Origin of the sequence: Pseudomonas capeferrum, assembly GCF_013523055.1 — a bacterium.
Taxonomy (GTDB): Bacteria; Pseudomonadota; Gammaproteobacteria; order Pseudomonadales; family Pseudomonadaceae; genus Aquipseudomonas; species Aquipseudomonas capeferrum_A.
Genome location: NZ_JAAMQM010000002.1, coordinates 303,061 through 324,880, shown reverse-complemented (window position 1 = coordinate 324,880; position 21,820 = coordinate 303,061). Strand labels below are relative to the sequence as shown.

The 21,820-nt window shown below is 61.1% G+C and carries 17 protein-coding genes, 1 other RNA gene and 1 pseudogene; 5 read left to right on the top strand and 14 right to left on the bottom strand.

Translation table 11 applies throughout. The features are described 5' to 3' along the window. Positions 1 to 18: 18 nt before the first annotated feature. Positions 19 to 567 carry an adenine phosphoribosyltransferase gene (locus tag G7009_RS03945; RefSeq protein WP_181128661.1) on the top strand — a complete coding sequence of 183 codons (549 nt, stop codon included), beginning with the start codon at positions 19 to 21 and terminating at the stop codon, positions 565 to 567. Positions 568 to 592: 25 nt separating this feature from the next. Here the strand turns inward: G7009_RS03945 and recR are convergent, their stop codons facing one another. From recR to dnaX, 3 genes are all read right to left on the bottom strand, one after another. Beyond that, on the bottom strand, positions 593 to 1,195 hold the full coding sequence (gene recR / locus G7009_RS03940; protein ID WP_181128660.1) for a recombination mediator RecR: 603 nt from the start codon (positions 1,193 to 1,195) through the stop codon (positions 593 to 595). A gap of 97 nt (positions 1,196 to 1,292) precedes the next feature. Further along, positions 1,293 to 1,619: a YbaB/EbfC family nucleoid-associated protein gene (locus G7009_RS03935; protein WP_181128659.1), complete on the bottom strand. Its 327-nt coding sequence runs from the start codon at positions 1,617 to 1,619 to the stop codon at positions 1,293 to 1,295. A 64-nt stretch (positions 1,620 to 1,683) separates the two neighbouring features. After that, positions 1,684 to 3,726, bottom strand: coding sequence for a DNA polymerase III subunit gamma/tau (gene dnaX, locus G7009_RS03930; RefSeq protein WP_181128658.1), 2,043 nt, complete (start codon positions 3,724 to 3,726; stop codon positions 1,684 to 1,686). Between the two features lie 126 nt (positions 3,727 to 3,852). Between dnaX and G7009_RS03925 the strand changes: the two genes are divergently transcribed. Then, positions 3,853 to 4,590 (top strand): substrate-binding periplasmic protein, encoded by a 738-nt coding sequence (locus tag G7009_RS03925; RefSeq protein ID WP_181128657.1) that lies wholly within the window; start codon positions 3,853 to 3,855, stop codon positions 4,588 to 4,590. A 428-nt stretch (positions 4,591 to 5,018) separates the two neighbouring features. Here G7009_RS03925 and G7009_RS03920 read toward each other — a convergent pair whose 3' ends face one another. Together G7009_RS03920 and G7009_RS03915 are read right to left on the bottom strand one after the other, a co-directional pair. Next, positions 5,019 to 5,261: a hypothetical protein gene (locus tag G7009_RS03920; protein WP_181128656.1), complete on the bottom strand. Its 243-nt coding sequence runs from the start codon at positions 5,259 to 5,261 to the stop codon at positions 5,019 to 5,021. A 52-nt stretch (positions 5,262 to 5,313) separates the two neighbouring features. After that, a complete protein-coding gene (locus G7009_RS03915) occupies positions 5,314 to 5,736 on the bottom strand; it encodes an EamA family transporter (protein ID WP_181128655.1) in 423 nt (140 codons plus the stop codon). A gap of 635 nt (positions 5,737 to 6,371) precedes the next feature. Between G7009_RS03915 and G7009_RS28135 the strand changes: the two are divergent. Both G7009_RS28135 and G7009_RS03910 read left to right on the top strand, forming a co-directional pair. Beyond that, positions 6,372 to 6,542 (top strand): annotated as a pseudogene (locus tag G7009_RS28135) (IS5/IS1182 family transposase); the annotation flags it as partial. Between the two features lie 400 nt (positions 6,543 to 6,942). Beyond that, positions 6,943 to 9,090: a TonB-dependent siderophore receptor gene (locus G7009_RS03910; RefSeq protein ID WP_375139532.1), complete on the top strand. Its 2,148-nt coding sequence runs from the start codon at positions 6,943 to 6,945 to the stop codon at positions 9,088 to 9,090. Between the two features lie 60 nt (positions 9,091 to 9,150). On the opposite strand, the gene G7009_RS03905 is transcribed toward G7009_RS03910, so the two are convergent. Continuing rightward, positions 9,151 to 9,642 (bottom strand): DUF2938 domain-containing protein, encoded by a 492-nt coding sequence (locus G7009_RS03905; protein WP_181128653.1) that lies wholly within the window; start codon positions 9,640 to 9,642, stop codon positions 9,151 to 9,153. 84 nt (positions 9,643 to 9,726) lie between these two features. Here G7009_RS03905 and G7009_RS03900 point away from each other — a divergent pair, with 84 nt between their 5' ends. Further along, positions 9,727 to 10,149, top strand: coding sequence for a helix-turn-helix domain-containing protein (locus G7009_RS03900; protein WP_181128652.1), 423 nt, complete (start codon positions 9,727 to 9,729; stop codon positions 10,147 to 10,149). 408 nt (positions 10,150 to 10,557) lie between these two features. Here the strand turns inward: G7009_RS03900 and G7009_RS03895 are convergent, their stop codons facing one another. The 8 genes from G7009_RS03895 to G7009_RS03860 all read right to left on the bottom strand — a co-directional run bounded on the left by G7009_RS03895 (position 10,558) and on the right by G7009_RS03860 (position 21,658). Beyond that, a complete protein-coding gene (locus G7009_RS03895; protein WP_181128651.1) occupies positions 10,558 to 12,522 on the bottom strand; it encodes a hypothetical protein in 1,965 nt (654 codons plus the stop codon). 35 nt (positions 12,523 to 12,557) lie between these two features. Then, complete coding sequence (locus G7009_RS03890) at positions 12,558 to 12,965, bottom strand: hypothetical protein (protein ID WP_181128650.1); 408 nt, start codon at positions 12,963 to 12,965, stop codon at positions 12,558 to 12,560. After that, complete coding sequence (locus tag G7009_RS03885; RefSeq protein WP_181128649.1) at positions 12,958 to 13,461, bottom strand: hypothetical protein; 504 nt, start codon at positions 13,459 to 13,461, stop codon at positions 12,958 to 12,960. Before G7009_RS03885 ends, G7009_RS03890 begins: the two co-directional genes overlap by 8 nt. A 286-nt stretch (positions 13,462 to 13,747) precedes the next feature. Continuing rightward, positions 13,748 to 13,844, bottom strand: an RNA gene (gene ffs / locus G7009_RS03880) — signal recognition particle sRNA small type. A 122-nt stretch (positions 13,845 to 13,966) separates the two neighbouring features. Next, entirely contained in the window at positions 13,967 to 16,300 is a 2,334-nt protein-coding gene (ligA, locus tag G7009_RS03875; RefSeq protein WP_181128648.1) for an NAD-dependent DNA ligase LigA, read from the bottom strand. A gap of 114 nt (positions 16,301 to 16,414) precedes the next feature. Beyond that, a complete protein-coding gene (gene zipA / locus G7009_RS03870) occupies positions 16,415 to 17,287 on the bottom strand; it encodes a cell division protein ZipA (RefSeq protein ID WP_181128647.1) in 873 nt (290 codons plus the stop codon). Between the two features lie 220 nt (positions 17,288 to 17,507). Further along, a complete protein-coding gene (gene smc / locus G7009_RS03865; RefSeq protein ID WP_181128646.1) occupies positions 17,508 to 20,996 on the bottom strand; it encodes a chromosome segregation protein SMC in 3,489 nt (1,162 codons plus the stop codon). Positions 20,997 to 20,998: 2 nt separating this feature from the next. Further along, the gene (locus G7009_RS03860) at positions 20,999 to 21,658 is read right to left on the bottom strand and encodes a GntR family transcriptional regulator (RefSeq protein WP_181128645.1); all 660 of its coding nucleotides are present in this window, start codon (positions 21,656 to 21,658) and stop codon (positions 20,999 to 21,001) included. Between the last annotated feature and the right edge of the window lie 162 nt (positions 21,659 to 21,820).

Here is a 21,820-nt window from a genome sequence, read left to right as displayed (position 1 = left end):
TTCCAGGATGCCTGCCACATGCTCAGCGACACCTTCGACCTCAAGGCCTTGATTCGCCCGGTTCCCGATTTCCCCAAGCCCGGCGTGATCTTCCGCGACATTACCCCGTTGTTCCAGTCGCCGCGCGGCTTGCGCTACGTCGCCGATCGGTTCATCGAGCGTTATGTCGAGGCCGAGTTCAGCCATATCGGTGCGATGGATGCGCGCGGCTTCCTGATCGGTTCGATCATTGCCCACCAGTTGAACAAACCGCTGATTCTGTTCCGCAAGCAGGGCAAGCTGCCTGCCGACGTGCTGAGCGAGGGTTACCAGACCGAGTACGGCGAAGCCTTCCTGGAAGTGCATGCCGACAGCCTGTGCGAGGGCGATTCGGTGTTGCTGTTCGATGACCTGATCGCTACCGGTGGCACCTTGCTGGCCGCCGCCAACCTGATTCGGCGCACCGGCGCCCAGGCCTTCGAGGCCGCGGCGATCATCGATCTGCCCGAGCTGGACGGCTCTCGTCGGCTACAAGCCGCGGGCGTGCCGACCTTCTGCCTGACCGAGTTTTCCCTGAACGAGTACTGATTGCCGTGCAACGGGCCGCTTGCGATCAAAGCGTGATCGGCCTACGCCCCGCGAAGGAGTGCGCCAGGGTTCCGCCGTCGACCAGTTCCAACTCGCCGCCCAGAGGCACGCCATGGGCGATACGCGAGGCAGTCAGGCCCTTGTCGGCCAGCAATTGGGCGATGTAGTGCGCCGTCGCCTCGCCTTCCACTGTCGGATTGGTCGCCAGGATCACCTCGGTGAATGACCCCTGCTCGTCGATCCTTGCCATCAACTGCGGAATGCCGATCGCATCGGGGCCCAGGCCATCCAGGGGCGACAGATGCCCCTTGAGCACGAAGTAGCGGCCACGATAACCGGTCTGCTCTACCGCATACACGTCCATCGGCCCCTCCACCACGCAGAGCAAGGTGTCGTCGCGACGTGGGTCGGCGCATTGCGGGCAGAGCTCCTGCTCGGTCAGGGTGCGACACTGACGGCAGTGCCCGACGCCTTCCATGGCCTGGCTCAGCGCCTGAGCCAACCGCACTCCGCCGCTGCGGTCACGCTCGAGCAGTTGCAGGGCCATGCGTTGGGCGGTTTTCTGACCGACCCCAGGCAGGGTGCGCAGGGCGTCGATCAGTTGGCGGATGAGGGGACTGAAGCTCATGTAGTGGACCTGCCAGTTGAACGGGTGGTATTAAAACGACGATGGGAGCAACGACCTCGTGGCCGTTGCTCCCATGCGAAAGTGCGATACGGACGCCTTAGAACGGCATCTTGAAACCTGGCGGCAACTGCATGCCGGCGGTCATGTTGCCCATCTTGTCCTGGCTGTTCTGCTCGACCTTGCGTACCGCGTCGTTGACGGCGGCGGCGATCAGGTCCTCGAGCACTTCCTTGTCTTCCTGCATCAGACTGTCGTCGAGGCTGATACGCTTGACGTCGTGACGACCGGTCATCACCACACTGACAAGACCCGCGCCAGCTTGGCCGGTCACTTCCGCGCTGGCCAGCTCTTCCTGCATCTTGGCCATTTTTTCCTGCATCTGCTGGGCCTGCTTCATCAGGCCGGCCATGCCACCTTTCATCATGGGGAATACCTCGGTTGTGTCATGTGATACGGCCTGGCGCAGGCCGGGCCGTATGGTTATCCGTTCAATTGCCCTGACTGGCCAGGGCGTCGACAGGTGCAATAGTATCCTGCCGCACAGTGGCGCCAAACTGGCGAATCATCTGCTGGATAAGTGGATCGCTCTCGATCGACTCCTCGGCTTCGCGCTGACGCTCGGCACGCTTGCGAGCGGCGGCCTGGGCGGGCGTTTCCTGTTCCGGGCGCACCAGTTCGATATTCAAGGTCAAGGTACGACCCAGATGCTGGTTCAACGCATCGTTCAGGCGTCGTTGCTGGGTCGAGTTGAACAATGCACCCTGCGCCGGATCCAGGTGCAACAGCCAAGTATCTCCTTCGGCGGCCATCAGCGTACTGTTCGCGGCGATGTTGCCTGTCATACCTGAGATGGGCAACTGCGGGAATAATTCCAGCCATTGCAGTGCCAGGCCGGTCGCCGGTCGTGCCGCGGGCTGCGGCTCGGGCACCACGGCGGGTTCGGCCTCGTGGACGTGCTCGGCGAGTTCGTCCAGGTAGCTGAACGCGGCGGGATCGGCCTCTGGCGCATAGTAATCCTCATCGGGCGGCGGCTCGTCGTCGCGTTCCATGCCGGCCGGATCATAGGACGATGGGTCGAAGGGCGGCGCATCGTCAGCGGGACGGCTCGCTTCACGCGCAGCCGCGACCTGGGGTGGCTGTGCTGGCTCCGCCACTGCCTCGACGGGCGCGATGGGCTCGTTCCAGGGTAGATCGACATCGTCGGCCACGGATGCCACCGCTTCGGGCCCGGGACGCGCGGGCACGGACTCGGCGGGCTGAGCGGCGATTGGCAAGGAGGCAGGCACCACAGCCTCGACAACCTTCGCCTGCGCCGGCATTGGCGCGGATGCAGGCGCGGCAACGGGCGCCACCGCAGCCTCGACAGCTGCCACCGGCTTCGCGGAATCAGCTGTGGCCTGGCTGATCCCCACCGGCTTTAGTACCGGCCTCGGCGCATCGTCGGTATCTGCGGGACGGAAGGCCAGCATGCGCAGCATGACCATTTCGAACCCGCCGCGCGGATCAGGCGCAAGCGGCAGGTCACGTCGGCCGATCAGGACCATCTGGTAATAGAACTGCACATCCTCGGCAGGCAGCGCCGAGGCCAGCGCCAACACACGGTCGCGATCGCCTTGGCCATTGTCCACCGCCTCCGGCAAGGCCTGGGCGATGGCCACACGGTGCAGCACGTTGAGCATCTCGGCCAGCACGCCATTCCAGTCCGGCCCTTGCTCGGCCAGACCGCGCACGGCCTCCAGCAAGGCCCGGGCATCGCCTTCGAGCAGCGCCTGGAGCACGCCGTAGACCTGGCCATGGTCCAGGGTCCCCAACATCGCCCGCACATCGGCGGCCAGGACCTTGCCTTCCCCGAAGGCAATGGCTTGGTCGGTAAGGCTCATGGCATCGCGCATGGAACCGTCGGCCGCGCGCCCCAGCAACCACAGGGCATCTTCCTCGAACGGCACGTTCTCGGCGCCCAGCACGTGGCCCAGGTGCTCGACCACCCGCTCCGGCGTCATGTTCTTCAGCGAGAACTGCAGGCAACGCGAAAGGATGGTGGCGGGCAGCTTCTGCGGATCGGTGGTGGCCAGGATGAACTTGACGTAGGGCGGCGGCTCCTCCAGCGTCTTGAGCAAGGCGTTGAACGAGTGCGTGGAGAGCATGTGCACTTCGTCGATCAGGTAGACCTTGAAGCGCCCACGGCTCGGCGCGTACTGCACGTTGTCGAGGAGCTCGCGGGTATCCTCGACCTTGGTGCGGCTGGCGGCGTCGATCTCGATCAGGTCGACGAAACGACCTTCGTCGATCTCGCGACACACCGAGCATTCGCCGCATGGCGTCGAGGTGATGCCGGTTTCGCAATTCAGGCACTTGGCGATGATGCGGGCAATGGTGGTCTTGCCGACGCCACGCGTCCCCGTGAATAGATAGGCATGATGCAGGCGCTGGTTGTCCAGGGCATTGATCAAGGCTTTGAGCACATGCGTCTGGCCGACCATTTCGCGGAACGAGCGAGGACGCCATTTACGTGCAAGAACCTGATAACTCATGGAAAACCGTCGCGACCTGAACATGCGGAAGATCGCTAATCCTAGCGGAGCGGGGGCAAAATTGCACTCGATCTCGTCTACGCTATGGCCAGACAGACCATTGGTAACGATCAAGGAGGATGGAGCGTGTGGCGATTGTTGGCCATGATGCTGCTGTGGGCAAGCCACAGCCTTGCGGACGAGCCGGTGTTGCGCTTTGCCGTCGCGGAAAGCTGGAGCATGCCGCTGATGCGCACCGAAGGCGAGCTGCCGGTGGAAGGCATCCTCTTCGACCTGATGCAGGCCATCGCCCGCGAGACCGGCATGCGTCCTGAATACCACCTGATGGCCCGCCTTCGTCTGCAACAGGCCCTGGAGGAAGGCGATATCGACGTACGGTGCCACGTTGCCGCCGACTGGCTCGATGACCGCCCTCGCAACTACCTGTGGAGCGTGCCTCTGATCCACCAGCGTGACTTTCTGGTCGGCCTGCCCGAAGACAGCGGACCTGAGCGTCCCGAAGACCTGTCGTCGCAATCCATTGGTACCGTGCTGGGCTACCAATACCCTACCCTCGCCGCCCTGTTCGATCGCGGCCAACTGCAACGCGAAGACAGCCGCAACCAGCTTCTGGTGCTGCAGAAACTGCACGCCGGGCGTTATCGCCATGCCCTGAGTAATCATTTGTCGCTGGACTGGTTCAACCGTCAGTTGCCACCCGCCCAACGCCTGCGTGCGCTTGCCGTGTACAAAGAACAGGACCTGGGCTGCATGGTGCGCGACGATCCGACGGTGCCTACCCAGCGAGTCTTGCGCGCGCTGGCGCGAATCAAGGCATCGGGCGAGATCGAGCGGAGCGTGGCGCGGTATACGGACAGTCTATAGTCCGGCTAGGATTTGGGTGGAATACCGTAGTAAACGAAATCATCGAAGTCTTCATGACGGTAAGTGTCGTGTCGCTCATAGTAATTGTAAATAACTGACAACTTCTGTTCCACGCCAGTAGGTTCACTATCATGGAGCACTTTGCACCCCTGCATGATCAGCAATGAACCTTTCCTGGCGTAAATCTTCTTCAGCTCCAGCCAAGATTCTTTTTTGCCCGGATGAGATCGGACAATCTGGGCTCTGAGCGGTGCTTCAGCATTGGTGATTAAGAACAGTAAACCGTAATGCCATTGGTATCACAATGCAGCGTGCCCCTCCAGGCGGATAGGCTTTAATATTGACATCAGAGGTTGGACAGGGAGAAACGACAGCATCAATATGGGTAACGAGACCCACCAAGGGCACCAATGAATGATAGACGGCAGTTAGTTCAGGAAGGTGCCACCTCTCATCCTTGCCTTTAAAAATAAAGTGACTGTACTTTCCGCCCAGATCAGAAACAGAGCTGACCCTACCCCTTCGTGCTCCACATGCATAACTTTTCGCTCATCAATCACCTGATTAATTCGCCGGGCAAGCCCATCACACAGTCCATCAGGAATCAAATCAGGCATGACCGTCATTAAATCATAGAAATATTCGCGCCGATGAGCATGAATATCGAACATAGTCATCTCACCATAGCTTTTTTTAAAATACTTAGCCCCTAAACTATCACGCTCAGCGACAGGTCCTCTTGAGCAAATAAGCCAAGCTTGTCGCATTGAGAAAAACACCGCGTCCTACAAGCACAAGCCCTAACGCAAAGATCCGATGCAACGGGAGCACGTCGTCGAAAAATAGTACAGATGCCAACATTCCCGATACCGGCACAAGCAGAGACAAAGGTGCGACTGAAGTGGCCGGGTATTTTTTCATGAGATTGTTCCAGATGGCGTAACCCGCCATAGTCGTCACGTAGCTCTGAAATAAAATGGATATACCCGCTTGCCAGGTCAAGCCATCCATCAGCAACTTAAAAGACTGCACTCCTTTTACTGATCTTATCAGCAAGACCATTGCCGGCACAGCGAACAGGCTTGTCCAGATCATGAATACAAGCATGGCTTTCGGCTGCTTCACTTTTACCAGGAGATTAAACATGACCAAGACAGGGCCGCGAGCAATACCAAGCCCACTCCCACCAAGGTTGAGGAATTTCAGAAAACACTAGCATCATGACCAGCCCAAAAGAGGCTATAACATCCCTAAGGCATGCACTTTGTTTATCGCTTCCGCCAATATCAGAGCACTCAAAATAATGGTGAAAAATGCACTGAACTGTAAAAATATCGACGACATGCCTGGCGAAAGCCCCTGGGCCATAGCAAAATTCACGAGCCACTACAGGCCAGACCCAAAAAGTGTGCCATATAGAGCAAGTACACCATATGAAATGCCTTGGGGACTTTACAAAAAACACTAAAGGAACCGCACAAAACATGAACCTGAGCAAGGTCATAAGATAAGGATCAAGCGAGTGCAAGCCCCATTCGATCACTGAAAAATTGCCCCCATACCACCGTGACAAGTACGCCTAGAAAGAGATCCCGCCTAGCCATCCGCATTGACATTACCCTTTTAATTTTTTTTGCAAAAAACAATAGCAGAACAAATAAACCCTTGACGCGGGAAACCACCCTGCCTGTTGTAGGAAACTTTTTGGATTTTGTACGAAAATTCGGCACTAGTAGGATCGGCACTAATGATGGTGGCAGGCCCGCACAGCAGGACACTCCGAACTCTCCAGCGCAGAGTGGTAACTGATCAAGAACTGGTTTTCTCAGAGCAAACAATAGGCCGCTCCCCGCAGCAATGATCGTCTGGTGCTCCATATGAACTTATGAACTCTGTGCTCCGGGGCTGCCTGGCATGATCTGCCGGAGCGCTTTAGGCCATGGCCGAGCCTTAGGAGCTGCTGGACTACGCCTTGGAATGGAGCCAAGGGCGCGTCTGCCGGCTGGGCACAGTGACGGCACTGACCACATCGGCATTTTCCCTGAAGTCGCACTCGACGCAGGCGAAATGCAACTATCTACCCCTTACCCTGAGGGCCGAAGCTTTCCACGCGCATCCCAATAACACAAAACAGCCATGAAACAGGCAACCATTTGTCTGAAATCTAAAAGCAAATGCTAAATATTTCTATTTACACTTTTTTCACAATTGACTAGCCTTTCCTCCGCACTGATGGCCCGGTGCTCTCACCCATAAACGGACTTTCTTCTTCCTATCCTGACACCGCCCCAGTCGAGGCGCGGGTCCGCTTGGGCGTTGCCCGAGGACTATCCGAGCATGAACCGTTTTTCGATGCGCCCGCTGGGGCTGTGGATTTCGCTGGCCAGCCTGAGCTCGCTGGCCACCGCCGCCGAAGTGGTAGAGCTTGGCGCGAGCCAGGTGACCGCCGAGGCTGACACACTCGCCGGCCAGGCCACTACCGAAGGCACTCGCTCCTACACCACGGGCGCGATGAGCACCTCTACCGGCCTGCCGCTGTCGATTCGCGAGACGCCGCAGTCGGTAAGCGTGATCACTCGGCAGCGCATCGAAGACCAAGGCATGAACAGCCTCGACGACGTGGTGAAATACGCGCCGGGCGTCACCCTGCGCAAGTTCGGCTCGGACCGTCGTGAATTCCTGGCACGTGGCTTTCGAATCGACAACATCATGTACGACGGCTTGTCCACCACTGCGGGGACCTTCACGCTCGATACGCTCGCGTCAGCGGACCTGGCCATCTATGACCGCGTCGAAGTGGTTCGTGGCGCGACCGGTCTCATGACCGGGGCAGGCGACCCGTCCGCGACCCTGAACCTGGTGCGCAAGCGCCCCACGGCCACACCTCAGCTCAGCATCACCACCAGCGCGGGCAGCTGGGACCGGTACCGAACCGAGGTCGACGCTTCCAACAAGCTCAACGAAAGCGGCACATTGCGTGGTCGGGTGGTAGCGGCCTACGAGGACAACAACAGTTTCGTCGACGTACGTGAAACCAAACGCCAGACTTTCTACGGCATCCTGGAAGCCGATCTGAGCGATTCCACCACCTTCACCATCGGCGCTTCCAAGCAGCGTGAAGACAAGAAATCCGACTGGGGCAGCCTGCCGAGCGGGCCGAACGGCGAAAATCTGGGGCTGTCCCGCTCGACCTTCTACGGTGGCGACTGGGCCTATTGGGATCAGGACAACTACACGCTGTTCTCCGATATCACCCACAAGTTCGACAACGGCTGGACAGGCAAGGTGGCCGTGCAGAAGATCTGGGGAGAATCCGATACATTCTCCAACTATCTGACCTCGGTGGCTCCCGATTACAGCTACAGCTCGGTGTCCGACCTGGGCACGGCTTCAGGCCACTACCTGACCGACGACGACATGCTCAATATCGACGCCTCGCTGGGCGGCTCTTTCCAGCTGCTGGGTCGTGATCATGAATTCATGGCCGGGGTCAGCCGTCGCCAGGAGAAATACGATCAGCGGGGAGGCTGGTGGGCGGGTACGCCAGTCGACATCTATGATTTCGACCCTGGCAGCGTGGCCAAGCCATCCATTACCGATCGCAATGCCTATGCCAGCCACAATGTCACCACCGAAGAAGCCGCCTATGCAGTGGCCCGCTTCAATCCGATCGATCCTTTGCACGTGATCATCGGCGGACGGGTCAGCTGGTGGGATTATGACAACAAGCTGACAGACAGCGATTACAAGGCCACGCGGGAATTCACGCCTTACGCCGGCATCATCTATGACCTGAACGATACCTACTCGGCGTATGCCAGCTACACCGAGATCTTCAAGCCGCAAAGCAACCAGGACGTCGGTGGCTCGGTACTGGAGCCGATGACCGGCGATAGCTACGAGATCGGTCTCAAAGGCGAATACCTTGACGGGGCTTTGAATGCCTCGGTGGCACTGTTCGAGATGACCCAGGAAAACCGCGCCTACGCTGTCGCCAACCAGCCGGCCAGTTGCGCCAGCCAGGGCCGCACCTGCTACGAGGCCGCCGGCGAAGTTCGCAGCCGCGGTATCGACACCGAGCTGAGCGGAGCGCTGACTCCGAACTGGAACTTCTCCGCGGCGTATACCTACGTCATGAGCGAATACGTCAAGGACACCACCTACGAAGGCAAACGCTTCGGCCCCGATCAGCCCAAGCACCTGTTCAAGGCCGCCACCAGCTACAACCTCACCGGCGACCTGAGCAAATGGCGGGTCGGCGCGGATGTCTTCGCCCAGAGCGAAACCTACAACCGCGTGGGCACGGGCCATGCCGAGCAGGACAGCTACGCCGTGGTGGGCCTGATGGCCGGCTACCGCTTCGACGAGCACTGGGATGGCCGCGTCAACCTCAACAACGTCTTCGACGAGAAGTACTGGCAGGGCATCCCGAATGGCACCGGCACGGGCGTCTATGGCGACCCACGCAACGTGATGTTCAGCTTGAAGTGGACTCTGTAAGCGTCACACCGCAACACTGAGAGCAACACCGTACTACGCCAGCTCACGAGCTGGCGTAGTTCATCGTGCGGCCATGCATATCCATGCGACCAGGAACAACCCGATCCCGAACACGGCATGGGTAGCCAGGCTGCGCAGACAGTTGCGCACGGGTGCTGGCGTCCTGCTCGCGAAAAATCCCGCGCCCATGGCGGGTTGCATCACGCACAGCGGGACCAGCACCGAACACAGGCCGAATGCCAGCGCCGGCCCGAGCGTCGGCACCAGCCGCCAGCGTTCTCCCACCATGCCCAGCAGCAACGCGGCGAATGCCACGCCTATCACGTAGTGCATCAACCAACCCCAGGCACGCTCGTTGGCCACCGGTTGCGCCTGCGTGATCGCCTCATGGCTTAGCTGCCCGCGCACAAGGTGCCCGACCCAGCGGCCCAGCATGGCATAGTCCAGGGTGCGGACGCCGAGCCGCTTGAGCAGCAGCGTCCAAGCATCCATGAATAACGTGGCGCCCACACCCATGGTCAGACTGGTGGAAATCAGAGTGGTGGTCATCATGATCGAAGCCCCTTGCGCATTGACGGAATTGAACTTGCCACGCAGCATGAAGGTTGAAGTCAACTTCAAGTCAAGGGGATCGAAATGGACATCGCCGACGTAGCCAGGCGCACCGGAATACCGGCTTCGACGCTGCGTTATTACGAAAAGAGAGGCCTGATCCGCTCACTGGCGTCCCCAGGGCAAAGACGCCAGTTCGCCGCGGATATCACCGACCGACTGGCCCTGATAGCCTTGGGGCAGTCCGCGGGGTTCTCACTGGACGAGGTCGAAGAGATGCTCGGCCAGTCGAAGATCGACCGCCAGCGTCTCGTCGACAAGGCCAGCGAGTTGGAAGCACGGGCCAGGCGGCTGATGGCCTTGGGCAAGGGACTTCGTCATGCCGCCGAGTGCCCCGCCGAGGAGCATCTGGCATGCCCGACCTTCCAGCGGCTGCTCAAGGCATCGACCGGGGCGACGCGGACTAAAAAACGTCGCCCGTGTGTTGGCGCGGTGGGCAGGCCCTGATGTCGGCCACTCGAGGAACGATTCAACTTCAGTGCCATGCTATTTGCTTCTCAAATCTTCTGTGGGGCATACGGCCTCGTCGCGGGGCAAGCCCGCTCACCACCAGTGCGCGATGCAGCCGAGCCTAACGTCGACGCCCACGATCGGTGACAGGCACGACTCATTCCCGGTGGTGAGCGGGCTTGCCCCGCGACGAGGCCGTATGCCCCACAGAAGATTTGAAAAGCCGGAACATAAGTCCCAGCTTTTGAAAACCCAATTTTATTTCTTAACTGATTGAAACTACCCCACCCTGGGCGGGATGGCTTGTGGTTTCAATGCCAGGGGAGCCTTTGGGCCGCGATCGCAGACGGTCTGGCGGCCCGGTAGGCCGACTTCTCCCCTGCGGGACTGCATCGCTCAGGAGACTCAGTACCCATGCAGTTCGCGATGGTTGCCGCCGTGGTAGTCGATCCACTCTTGCAGGTCATAGGGCAGATAGAGGGTATGCCTGGCGCGCGAAATGGCGATGTAGACCGCACAGATCCGGTGATCGAATTCGTAGACATCCTTGAACGGCACCGTGGTCAGCAGCCCTGGCGTCAGCAGGACCTGGTCGAACTCCCACCCCCCCGCCTCTTCCGCCATCAGCAACAGGCAGCTCGAGGCGCGTTTGCCGGTCATCCGATCCAAGGCCGTGACGTCGGCTACAGTGAAGCCTTGCTCCAGCTCCCCCTGCAACCAAAGGAAAGACTCGTCGAACCGGCTGGCCTCGGACACCTGTCGCCAATCCGTCAGTTCGGCGAACCAGGGATGCAGCTCATCATCCCCCTCAGCGCCATAGACATCCGGCCTGAAACGCCTGACGGCGCTTTTCATGAACCGCTTCATGTCGTCTTCCGCCGCCTTGTCCAGGAAACCGAAACCGCAGTTGTTGCGCGACAGCTCCACGGCCCATTTCATGCTGTCCCAACGCGAGCCGGTCAGCACCACGCACCCCTCGGGTGGCGTGAATCGTTCAGGATAGGTTTCGATACTCACATCGGCATCGCGAGCGCCCTCGAAAGGTATCCTGGGCTTTTCGGAGTGCAGCGTGATCAGCGGGTTGACCAATTCCTCCACCTTGCGCCCCGAGCGTACCGAATAGCTGACGTCGTTCTGCCGAACCTGCCGCTGGCGCCGGACTACCGGGCCGCTGGCTTTCTGGTATTCGTCGCCGAGGGTGATCAGCACCTGCCGGCCACGCTCGATGATCTGCAACAACGGCGGTGGCAAGTCCTGGCTTTCGTCGACGATCACGTGCGTAAACCGCGACGGGACCCGGCAGCCGGCCAGGCTTGCAAGCTTGACCACCAGCAACGCCTCGAACCCGGTCCGGCCGGACCACTGCGGGTTGGCATCCAGCCAGGTCCAGACCCGACTGGAATACTCCAGCAATACCCGCTCTTCCACCGCGGACAACGGCTGTCGGAAAATTGGAAGATGATCCTTGGACAAGGTCCGCTCCCACGAATCGCAGTAGCGGGCCAGTGCCGTCAGACAGATGTCCAGTGTCTGTACCTGGCTGTACCCGCGAAAGCCGAAGATCGACAGTTCTTCGGACACTGCCGACTTGGTGGCAAGCCGGGGCGAGCCCTTGTCGAATCGCTTGCCCGGCCCACCGCGAGGTCCGGCAAGCACCGCCTGGGCGAACGCCTGAAAGCTCAGACCGGGAATCTTCGCGGAGCCGCCAAGGCGTCGCCGCAGGGCTTCGAGCTTGCCGTCGGTACGCGCCAGCGCCAGCGTGCGCCCCGGCTGCAGGCATTCCATCAAGGCCCCGAGCAGGTGACTCTTGCCAACGCCCGCGTAGCCCTGGACATGCAGGTGCTCGTCCAGGTTCGCCCGGAAGGTTCGTACCAGCCTGTCCTGGGCCGAGCTCAGCCAGCGCTCCGACCTGCGCGCCGTGATCATCCGCTTGTTGAAGGGATTATGCCGTTCATGGTGGCGAACCTTGTAACCCAGGTCCCATCCGCCATCGGCCAGCAGATACTCACGTGCCTTGACCTCGTCCGCGTCGAGCAGGCGCAGGTTCATGCCCTTCAGCAAGCCCAGGCCGAAGTAGAGCTTGCGCTGATCGAACAGGCGCCGCGCTTCGGACAGCAAGCCAGTGCCGCCTGGGCCCGCAGGATCGACGCCCCACGCCAGCAGTTTTCCCAGGATTTTTTCGGCGCCGCCCGCGGTAATACCCTTGTCACCCGACTGGGCCAGGTGCTGGATGACCATCACCGCAGCCAGTTCCGCATCGCTCAGCGCGTCAAGACCCGCCACGCCTTCGCTTTCGAGCAGCTGCTGGCAGCACTCTGGCGTGATGGGCAGATACACGGGATTGGAAAAGTCATAATGTTCCGGCTGCATGGGGTCTCGTGTCTCAGGCGGCTATCGTCCTGGCGTCAGGTCTGGTCAGGGTCTTCATGATCTAGACGCTTCGACGCCAAGGTCGATAGCAGTGTTCTCGATGCGAGCTGATCGACGACAGTTTGCGCGGCATTGCTGCGCAGCGGCTTCTTGCGCGCATCCTTGAGCAGACGCGCCTCGATCAAACGGCGGCGTACGACATCGGCAGGCAGACCCAGGCACTTGCTCAGGTCAGCGACGATCCTGACGGAGGTCTCGATATTGTAGGGCTCGTCATTCACATAGATGACACCATGCCCATGCCACTTCACATCATACACCTCGAGCAGCGGCAGCAGATGTCGCGCAAGCGTCTCGTCCGACACCTCATACGGCCGCTCGTGACCGGCCTCCATCCTGGCCACGCCCTCTTCAGGGGTTTCTGGCCCCGTGGCATCACTCATCCGCTTCATCTTTCACATCCAGTTCGAAACGATATTCGCCCAGCGTCCCGGACATATGTCCCGCATGATCTCCCGGACGGCCCATGACGCTGTCATCTTGCTCGAGCTTTCCATCAAGCTCGTGGATAGCCAGCGCCAGCAGCTTGCGAAGATCGCCGACGCTCTTTGCCGACAGGCTCAGTCGAAGCTCGCACTGCTGGCGAACCGGATTCGAGGTCGTTCTGTCAATGCCGTGCCCGGACGCCTGGCATGCTACAGCTTCGACGAGGCCGAGTGGCGAGGATGGCGCGCTATCAGCCTCCCCTTCAGGATCGTTGATCACTCCGATGCTTCTTGCCGCATGGAGAATCTGCTCGTGCTCTTCGTCCATGAGATCCAGCACTCTGGACAGCTCGAGAGTTCTCTCGGGACTGGCCTGCATCTGGTCCTTGATGGCCAGGCGCCGGGCCTGCCAGTCGCGAAGCCTGCCTTTGGTCAAGGGATCTACTTCATCCACGATCGGCACTCCTGACGCGCTTCAGATAACAAGGTGACGAGTAAGCACCAGGATTTTCACAGGTTCAAGGGTTGCGAGAGACGGAAGGTTCGCAGGTGGATTTCGAGAAGTAAACACGAGGCAGGTCGAGGTGCGCACAGGATTGCAGATCGGATCGTCACCATGAGCCGCCGGCATCAGTCACGAAATCCGATGGATGTCCATGATGGAATACCTGTGCAACTGTCATAGGGTGAGCGTGTAGCCAGGAAGGCCTTGAGATTTCAAGAGCCTGAAATGGAGGCAGCCCCATCAGCCACACCCCGGCACACGATGTCACCGCTACGGCTGCTCCCTTCCAGGCCTGACCGGGTTGACGGTTGATCGTTGCGGGGGGACCGATGGGGCCACCACTACGCTGCTCATTCAGTGATGAGCCGCGCCATTGTACCGGTCTGGGGCGAACTTACAACCTCTGCCGCAAAGAAAAAACCATCATTTCTCAATGACTTGTCTTTTCTCCCACTCACACGGCGATGTCGTGCTCGGCCAGGAAGGCGACGAATGCCTCCTCGTCCAGCACCTTGATACCCAACTCGGCGGCCTTGGTCAGCTTGGAGCCTGCGCCGGGCCCGGCGACCACGCAATGAGTCTTGCCGGAAACCGAACCCGATACCTTGGCGCCCAGGCTTTCCAGATGGTCCTTGGCGATGTCGCGACTCATGCGCTCCAGGCTGCCGGTCAGGACCCAGCTCTGCCCCGCCAGCGGCAGGCCTTCGGTCGTCTTCTTCTCGCTGGCCCAATGCATGCCGAACTCCAGGAGCTGCGCTTCGATGTCCCGCGCCAGCTTCTGGTTGGTCTCGCTTCTGAAAAACTCACGCACGGACTCCGCCTGCCTGCTGCTCAGGGCCTGGCGCAAATCGATGCCGTCGGCTTCGATGATCTTGTCCAGACTGCCCAGGCGGGCGACCAGTTTGTCGGCTCCAGTGGGGCCGACGGAGGCGATATCGAGCTTGGCGATCATGCCGGCCAGCGTGGCGCTAGCGGCGAACTCGGCGCCGAGCTCGCCCTGGTCCTGCAACTGCATGCCGCAGTCGAGCAACTGCTGGATGACATTACGGTTGTGCTCGTCTTCGAAGAAGTTGTGGATCTCGTGGGCGACCTCCAGGCCGATATCGGGCAGATAGGTCAACACCTGTGGCAACGCTGCCTGGACCCGCTCGAGGCTGCCCAGCGATCGGGCGAGGACCTTGGCGGTCTCCTCGCCCACGTCGGGAATGCCAAGGGCGTAGATGAAACGCGCCAGGCTCGGACGCTTGCTCCGCTCGATGGCGGCCAGCAGCTTGTTGCTGGACACTTGCGCGAAGCCCTCCAGCGCGACGACCTGGTCGAAGGTCAAGCGGTAGAGGTCCGCGGGCGAGCGGATCAGGCCCTGATCGACCAGTTGCTCCACGCTTTTCTCACCCAGGCCGTCGATGTCCATGGCGCGACGGGATACATAGTGGATGATCGCTTGCTTCAGTTGCGCAGCGCAGGCCAGGCGACCCACGCAACGGTAAACGGCGCCTTCGCTGGTGGTTTCCCGCCCCTTGCTGCGCTTGACCAGCTGGGTGCGCTCGACCTGCGAACCGCAAACCGGGCACTCGGTGGGTACGGGCACGGGGCGGACGCTTTCGGGGCGACGCTCGAGCACCACCTGCATGACTTGCGGGATAACGTCGCCGGCGCGGCGGATGATCACGGTATCGCCGATCATCAGGCCCAGCCGTGACACTTCATCCATGTTGTGCAGAGTCGCGTTGGACACGGTCACGCCCGCGACCTTCACGGGCTTCAGACGCGCCACGGGCGTGACGGCACCGGTACGGCCCACCTGGAATTCCACATCCAGCACTTCGGTCAGTTCTTCCATGGCCGGGAACTTGTGGGCGATCGCCCAGCGCGGCTCGCGGGAACGAAAGCCCAGCTCGCGCTGCGAAGCCAGGCTGTTGACCTTGAATACAACACCGTCGATTTCGTAGGGCAGCTCGTTGCGGCGCGCGCCGATGTCGCGGTAATAGTCCAGGCATTGCTCGATGCCGGCCGCGTGCTTGAGTTCGCGGCTGACCGGCATGCCCCACGCCTTGAGCCGCTCCAGGATACCGATATGGCTGTCGGCCACGGGCTCGGACACCTGGCCCAGGCCGTAGCAGCAGAACTCCAGTGGACGGCTGGCGGTGATCTTCGAGTCCAGCTGGCGCAAGCTGCCCGCGGCGGCGTTGCGCGGGTTGGCGAAGGTCTTGCCACCGGCCTCGGCCTGGGTGGCGTTGAGGCGCTCGAACCCGGCCTTGCTCATGTAGACCTCGCCGCGCACTTCGAGCACGGCCGGCCAGCCGCTGCCCCGCAGCTTCAGCGGGATGTTGCGCACGGTGCGCACGTTGGTGCTGATGTCTTCACCGGTGGTGCCGTCGCCACGCGTGGCGCCCTGGACCAACTGCCCGTCACGGTACAGCAGGCTGACCGCCAGACCATCGAGCTTGGGCTCGCAGCTGTAATCCACGGCCTCCCCTGGCTGGTCCAGTCCCTCGACCACGCGCCGACCGAACTCACGCAGGTCGCCCTCTTCGAACGCGTTGCCAAGGCTGAGCATGGGGATCTCGTGACGCACTTGGGAGAACGCCGCCAAGGCCATGCCGCCGACCCGCTGCGTGGGTGAATCGGCACTGACCAGGTCCGGGTGCTCGGCCTCCAACGCCTTGAGCTCGTTGAAAAGACGATCGTACTCGGCATCGGGGACACTCGGCTCGTCCAGCACGTAGTAGCGATAGTTGTGCCGATCGAGTTCGGCACGCAGTTCAAGGATTCGGGATTCGGCGCTCATGTTCATCGTCTCTTGCAATGCAAAAGAGCAGCCGGGGCTGCTCTCTGCTGGACTCTTGATTCGGGTCTGCGCTGGCTGGCCAACGCGAGAGCGATCCGCTCTCGCACGGAGGCCTCAGCGTTTTTGCGTCAGGGCGCGGCGTTCGAACTCGACGATACGCTGACGGTAATGCTCGATCGTCTGCGCAGTCAGCACGCTGCGCTGGTCGTCCTTCAGCTCGCCATCGAGTTCATGGGCCAGCTTGCGGGCGGCCGCGACCATCACGTCGAAAGCCTGCTTCGGGTGACGAGGCCCTGGCAGACCCAGGAAGAAGCTCACGGCACGCGTGCTGAAGTGGTCGATGTCGTCCAGGTCGAAGATACCAGGCTTCACGGCGTTGGCCATGGAGAACAGCACCTCGCCATGACCGGCCATGCTTTCATGCCGATGGAAGATGTCCATTTCACCGAAACGCAGGCCGCTTTCGAGGATGTTCTGCAGCAAGGCAGGGCCTTTGAAGCCACCTTCATCACGCGAAATGACACTGATCACCAGCACCTCTTCCACCGGCGGCAGGTCCTTGTTGGCGGCGCCGTTGGCAGAGAACCCGGCATCGCGACCATCATCGGCGTAATCGTCGTCGCCCTCGGCGAACAGCTCGGCATCGCGAGAACCGGCGGTCAGGCCCACGTCTGCCTGCTGCGGCTCGGGAGCTCGCTTGTTACGTTTGAATACCTTGGACGGCTTGACCTCGCGCTCACGCGTCGGCGCGCTGACCGAGGGCAGGTCGCCTTCGTCCAGCTCCGGTTCCTTGTGCGTATCCAGTACCCGGGGCGGACCCAGGACCTCGGCATTGCCTTCTTCTTCCGGCTGATTGGAGAAACTGCGATCCAGGCGGAACTTCAACTTGCCCTTGCCGCCACGCATGCGGCGCCAGCCGTCAAAAAGAATACCGGCAATGACAATGATGCCGATGACGATCAGCCACTCGCGCAGACCGATTTCCATGTAATCCCGTGCCTCTGTAAAAAAATATGCTGGAAAACAAGGCTTCAAAGCCCTTTAACACGTGGCGCCAACCCTATGTTCTGACAGGCGTTTTACCCACGCAGAAAACATGTGACATTAAGCTAGCACGACCAAAGCCAACTTTACACCGTCTGTCGCATTCGACAGGGTATTTCGCTGCCGATCAGGTCCTTTTCAGGCGCTCCGGCCCCTTGGCCAGTCAGGCATCGACCATCGCCAACGCCTCTTCGACATCAACTGCAACAAGACGTGAACACCCTGGCTCGTGCATCGTCACTCCCATCAGCTGATCGGCCATCTCCATGGCGATCTTGTTGTGGGTGATGTAGATGAACTGTACGGTCTCGCTCATTTCCTTCACCAGCCTCGCATAGCGACCGACGTTGGCATCGTCCAGCGGCGCGTCGACCTCGTCGAGCATGCAGAACGGTGCCGGATTCAGCTTGAAGATCGCGAATACCAGAGCCAGTGCGGTCAATGCTTTCTCGCCGCCGGACAGCAAATGGATGGTGCTGTTTTTCTTGCCCGGAGGACGCGCCATGATTGTCACCCCAGTATCGAGTAAATCTTCGCCCGTCAGTTCCAGGTAAGCACTGCCGCCACCGAAAACTTTTGGAAAAAGGGCCTGCAAACCCGCATTTATCTGATCAAAGGTATCCTTGAAGCGATTGCGGGTTTCCTTGTCGATCTTGCGAATGACGTTTTCAAGAGTTTCCAGCGCCTCTACCAGGTCGGCGTCCTGCGCATCCAGATAGCGCTTGCGTTCGGACTGCTGCTGGTATTCCTCGATGGCGGCCAGGTTGATCGCGCCCAGGCGCTGGATCCGTCCTTCGACCTGCTCCAGTGCCTGCTCGGTATCTTCTTCGTTGGCCTCGGGCTCGAGCGTGTCGAGCACCCCTTGCAGATCGTAGCCGTCGGCCAGCAACTGCTCCTGGAGCGTCTTGCGACGGACGTCCAGGCCCTGGCACTCCAGTCGCAGCTGCTCCAGTTGACCGCGCAGGAGCAGGGATTGCTGTTCTGCCTGGGTGCGACGCTTCTCGGCCTCGCGCAGCTCGCGGTCGGCCTCGTCCATGTGCAAGCGGGCCTGGCGCATTTCTTCATCGACGCTCATACGGCGCTCGAGCAGCTCCTCCAGGTTGAGACGCCACTCTTCCAACGGCGCCTCACCCTCTTCCAGATTCAAGCTCAGTTGCTCCTGGCGCTCGGAAAGACGGGCGGCCTGCAACTCCAGGCGCTCCAGGGCCAGACGGGTCGACTCGTGCTGGGCGCGCAACGAGCCCAGGCGCACGGCCAATTGATGCGCATGATCCTTGGCCTGCCGCGCTTCCTGGCGAATGCGATCGAGGCCTTCGCGCAGAATGTCGCGCCGGGCCAGCAATTGCTCGCGCTGCTCGGTATCCTGGGCCATCAGTTCGAGCGACTCTTGCAGCAGCAGGCGTGACTCGCCCAGCTGCTCGGTTTCGACGGCTCGCTGCTCCTGCAGCTCGGCCAATTCTTCCTCCAGACGCCGACGACGTAGTTCCAGTTGCTCGGCACGGGCACGCCCGGCCGAGAGTCGCGCCTTCAGCTCGCCCTGTTGGCGGTTCTCTTCCTGAGTGCGGCGGCGTAGCTGCTCGCGTTGTTCTTCCAGATCGCGCTGTCGATCTCGCAAACCCTGCAATTGCTGGTCGAGCTGTTCGAGCCGTGCTTCCTGCTCTCCCTGTTGCAAGGTCAGGCTCTCGATCTCCTGACCTCGGGCCAGCATGCCACCCTGGGACTCATTGCCACGGCTGATCCGCAGGAAATGTCGGCCCACCCAGTAGCCGTCACGACTGACCAGACTCTGGCCGTCCGCCAGATCTGCGCGCAGGGCCAGGGCCTGCTCGAGGCTTTCGACGGGTCTGACCTTGCCAAGCCAGGGGCTCAAATCGATTCGGCTCTCGATCCTGTCCAGCAGACTGCCCGGCTGACCGACGCCCGTCCCGGCCGTTTCCAGCAGACGGATATCACCCTGGCCGAGGCTGGCGAAATCCAGCGTGGCAAGGTCGTCCACCAGCACCGCCTGCAGATCGGCGCCAAGCACGGTTTCCACCGCCAGCTCCCAGCCCGGCTCGACGCGCAGGCCTTGCGCCAGACGTGGCCGTTGTTCCAGGCCTTGCTCACGCAGCCAGCCGGCCGTCTCGCCGCCAGGCTCCAGCGCGGCCTGCTGCAGTGCCTCCAGCGAGGCCAGGCGACCACCCAGGCGTTGCAGCTCGCCCTGCAGTCGCTGCTGGGTTTGCGTGGTTTGCTGCAGGTGTTCACGCACGCCTTCGACCTGGTCGATGACTTGCTGCTCCTGTATCTGCAGGTCATCGAGCAGCAGCTCGCTACTGGCGACCTGCTCGGCGAGGTCGAGCATGGCGGCATCCTGGGGATCCGCGCCCAGCTGGTCGAGTTCCTCGCCCAGTTTGCGCTGGCGCTCGAATACGCGCTCCAGGCCTTTTTCCAGCTGTTGCAGGCGTGCCTGCTGGACTTCGGCCTGACGCCGCGGCTCGGCGGATCGCGTGTTGAAGGTGTCCCACTGTTCTTGCCAGCCGTGCATGCCGAGCTCGGCTTCCTCGAGGGTAGCGGCGGCCTCCTCGGCGGCTTCGAGGGTAATGTCCTGCTCGGGCTCGAGCATCTCCAGCTCTTCGCTCAGGGTCGCCAGCAGCGCGCTGTCGTGACCCAGGTGCGATTCGGTTTCAAGACGCGTGCGTTCGGCCTCCTTGAGATCGTCCTGCAGCTGTCTCAGGCGCTGCTGACCATGCTGGATGCTTTGCTCGACCCGCGCGATATCGCCGGCTACCGAGTAGAAGCGTCCCTGGACCTGATTGAAGCGCTCGGAGAGATCATGGTGACCATCGCGCAGGCGCTCGATGCTGGCATCGGCATTGCGCTGCTCGGCCACCAGAGCCTCGAACGCCACTTCCTGGTCACCGATCACCAGTTCCCGCTGGCGAACCCGCTCATCCAGCGCACGCCAGCGCAAGGCAGACAGGCCAGCCTTGAGTTGACGCTCCTGGGCCTTGTACTCACGGTACTTCTCGGCAGCCTGGGCCTGCCGGTGCAGGCGCTCGAGCTGACGTTCCAGTTCTTCACGCAGGTCGGTCAGGCGCGCCAGGTTCTCCTGGGTGCGGCGGATACGGTTCTCGGTCTCGCGGCGACGCTCCTTGTACTTGGAGATCCCGGCCGCCTCCTCGATGAAGTTGCGCAGCTCTTCGGGCTTGGCTTCGATCAGCTTGGAGATCATGCCCTGCTCGATGATCGAATAGCTGCGCGGGCCAAGGCCGGTACCGAGGAAGATGTCGGTAATGTCCTTGCGTCGGCACTTGGTGCCATTAAGGTAATAGGTGTTCTGCGCCTCGCGGGTGACCTTGCGACGGATGGAGATTTCGGCATAGGCCGCGTATTCGCCGACCAAGGTCCCGTCGCTGTTATCGAACACCAGTTCGATACTGGCCTGGCTGACCGGCTTGCGGCTGGTAGAGCCATTGAAGATGACGTCGGTCATGGACTCGCCGCGCAGGTTCTTGGCGGAGCTTTCACCCATCACCCAGCGCACCGCATCGATGATGTTGGACTTGCCGCAGCCATTGGGCCCGACTACCGCCGCCATGTTGCTGGGGAAGTTGACCGTGGTTGGATCGACGAAGGACTTGAAACCCGCCAGGCGGATGCATTTGAGGCGCATGGTCAGCCCTTGGCCAGTGCGGCCAGCACCAGTTCGCAACTGCGTTGGCAATAAGCGGCGAGAACTTCTCGAATTCGTCCATGATCACGCGCCACCACGGCTTCGAGCAGGCAGGCGAACAGGTCCAGGTAATCGGTCATGCTCGTCTGACGTTGATCGAGAGCCAGATAGTAGGCACGGCTCATGGCCGGCTGCAGGTTTTCCACGGTCTCCTGCAGATACGGGTTGTCGGCGAACGGATAGGCGGCTCGCATCACGGCAAAGCTATCGGCGACGAAGGCCTCGATGTCCTGACGCTCGTAGGCGTCGCGCAGACGTCGCTGGATGGCAATGAAAGGCTGCAGGTCGGCCTCGCTGCGCCAATGGCTGGCGACCGCGTTGCCGAGAAGGATGTAGAACTCGCCCATCAGGGTGCACAGGCTGCGGACATTGCGCTCGTCAAGGTAGGTCACATGGGCGCCACGGCGCGGCAGGATCGTCACCAGATGCCGACGCTCGAGAATGAGCAAGGCCTCGCGCACCGAGCCTCGACTGACATTCAGGGCCTGGGTGACCTTCTGCTCCTGGATACGCTCGCCGGGCGCGAGCTCGCCACGGATGATCCGCTCGGCCAGATGATGGGCGATCTGCTCGGAGAGGCTATCCGGCGCCTTGAACGTCATGGTTTTCCTTCGAAATCGTCAGGTTGTGCGCAAGCGCGGGATTGTAGCGCACTTGCCTGGCCGCCGCGCAAAGGGCAATCGCGCTTTAGCGGATGACACCGCCGACGCAGGGCGGCGCGATCTATGCTTGTAAAGCGGGCCGTTGAGCATCGAAAACCAGGC

What these genes read in the sequence shown, in the direction of transcription:
- G7009_RS03915 (WP_181128655.1), bottom strand. Translation starts at nt 5,736, where the DNA reads ATGTTTAATCTCCTGGTAAAAGTGAAGCAGCCGAAAGCCATGCTTGTA.
- G7009_RS03905 (WP_181128653.1), bottom strand. Translation starts at nt 9,642, where the DNA reads ATGATGACCACCACTCTGATTTCCACCAGTCTGACCATGGGTGTGGGC.
- G7009_RS03910 (WP_375139532.1), top strand. Translation starts at nt 6,943, where the DNA reads ATGCGCCCGCTGGGGCTGTGGATTTCGCTGGCCAGCCTGAGCTCGCTG.
- dnaX (WP_181128658.1), bottom strand. Translation starts at nt 3,726, where the DNA reads ATGAGTTATCAGGTTCTTGCACGTAAATGGCGTCCTCGCTCGTTCCGC.
- recR (WP_181128660.1), bottom strand. Translation starts at nt 1,195, where the DNA reads ATGAGCTTCAGTCCCCTCATCCGCCAACTGATCGACGCCCTGCGCACC.
- G7009_RS03900 (WP_181128652.1), top strand. Translation starts at nt 9,727, where the DNA reads ATGGACATCGCCGACGTAGCCAGGCGCACCGGAATACCGGCTTCGACG.
- G7009_RS03890 (WP_181128650.1), bottom strand. Translation starts at nt 12,965, where the DNA reads ATGAGTGATGCCACGGGGCCAGAAACCCCTGAAGAGGGCGTGGCCAGG.
- G7009_RS03895 (WP_181128651.1), bottom strand. Translation starts at nt 12,522, where the DNA reads ATGCAGCCGGAACATTATGACTTTTCCAATCCCGTGTATCTGCCCATC.
- G7009_RS03920 (WP_181128656.1), bottom strand. Translation starts at nt 5,261, where the DNA reads ATGTTCGATATTCATGCTCATCGGCGCGAATATTTCTATGATTTAATG.
- G7009_RS03860 (WP_181128645.1), bottom strand. Translation starts at nt 21,658, where the DNA reads ATGACGTTCAAGGCGCCGGATAGCCTCTCCGAGCAGATCGCCCATCAT.
- smc (WP_181128646.1), bottom strand. Translation starts at nt 20,996, where the DNA reads ATGCGCCTCAAATGCATCCGCCTGGCGGGTTTCAAGTCCTTCGTCGAT.
- G7009_RS03935 (WP_181128659.1), bottom strand. Translation starts at nt 1,619, where the DNA reads ATGATGAAAGGTGGCATGGCCGGCCTGATGAAGCAGGCCCAGCAGATG.
- ligA (WP_181128648.1), bottom strand. Translation starts at nt 16,300, where the DNA reads ATGAGCGCCGAATCCCGAATCCTTGAACTGCGTGCCGAACTCGATCGG.
- zipA (WP_181128647.1), bottom strand. Translation starts at nt 17,287, where the DNA reads ATGGAAATCGGTCTGCGCGAGTGGCTGATCGTCATCGGCATCATTGTC.
- G7009_RS03945 (WP_181128661.1), top strand. Translation starts at nt 19, where the DNA reads ATGCTCAGCGACACCTTCGACCTCAAGGCCTTGATTCGCCCGGTTCCC.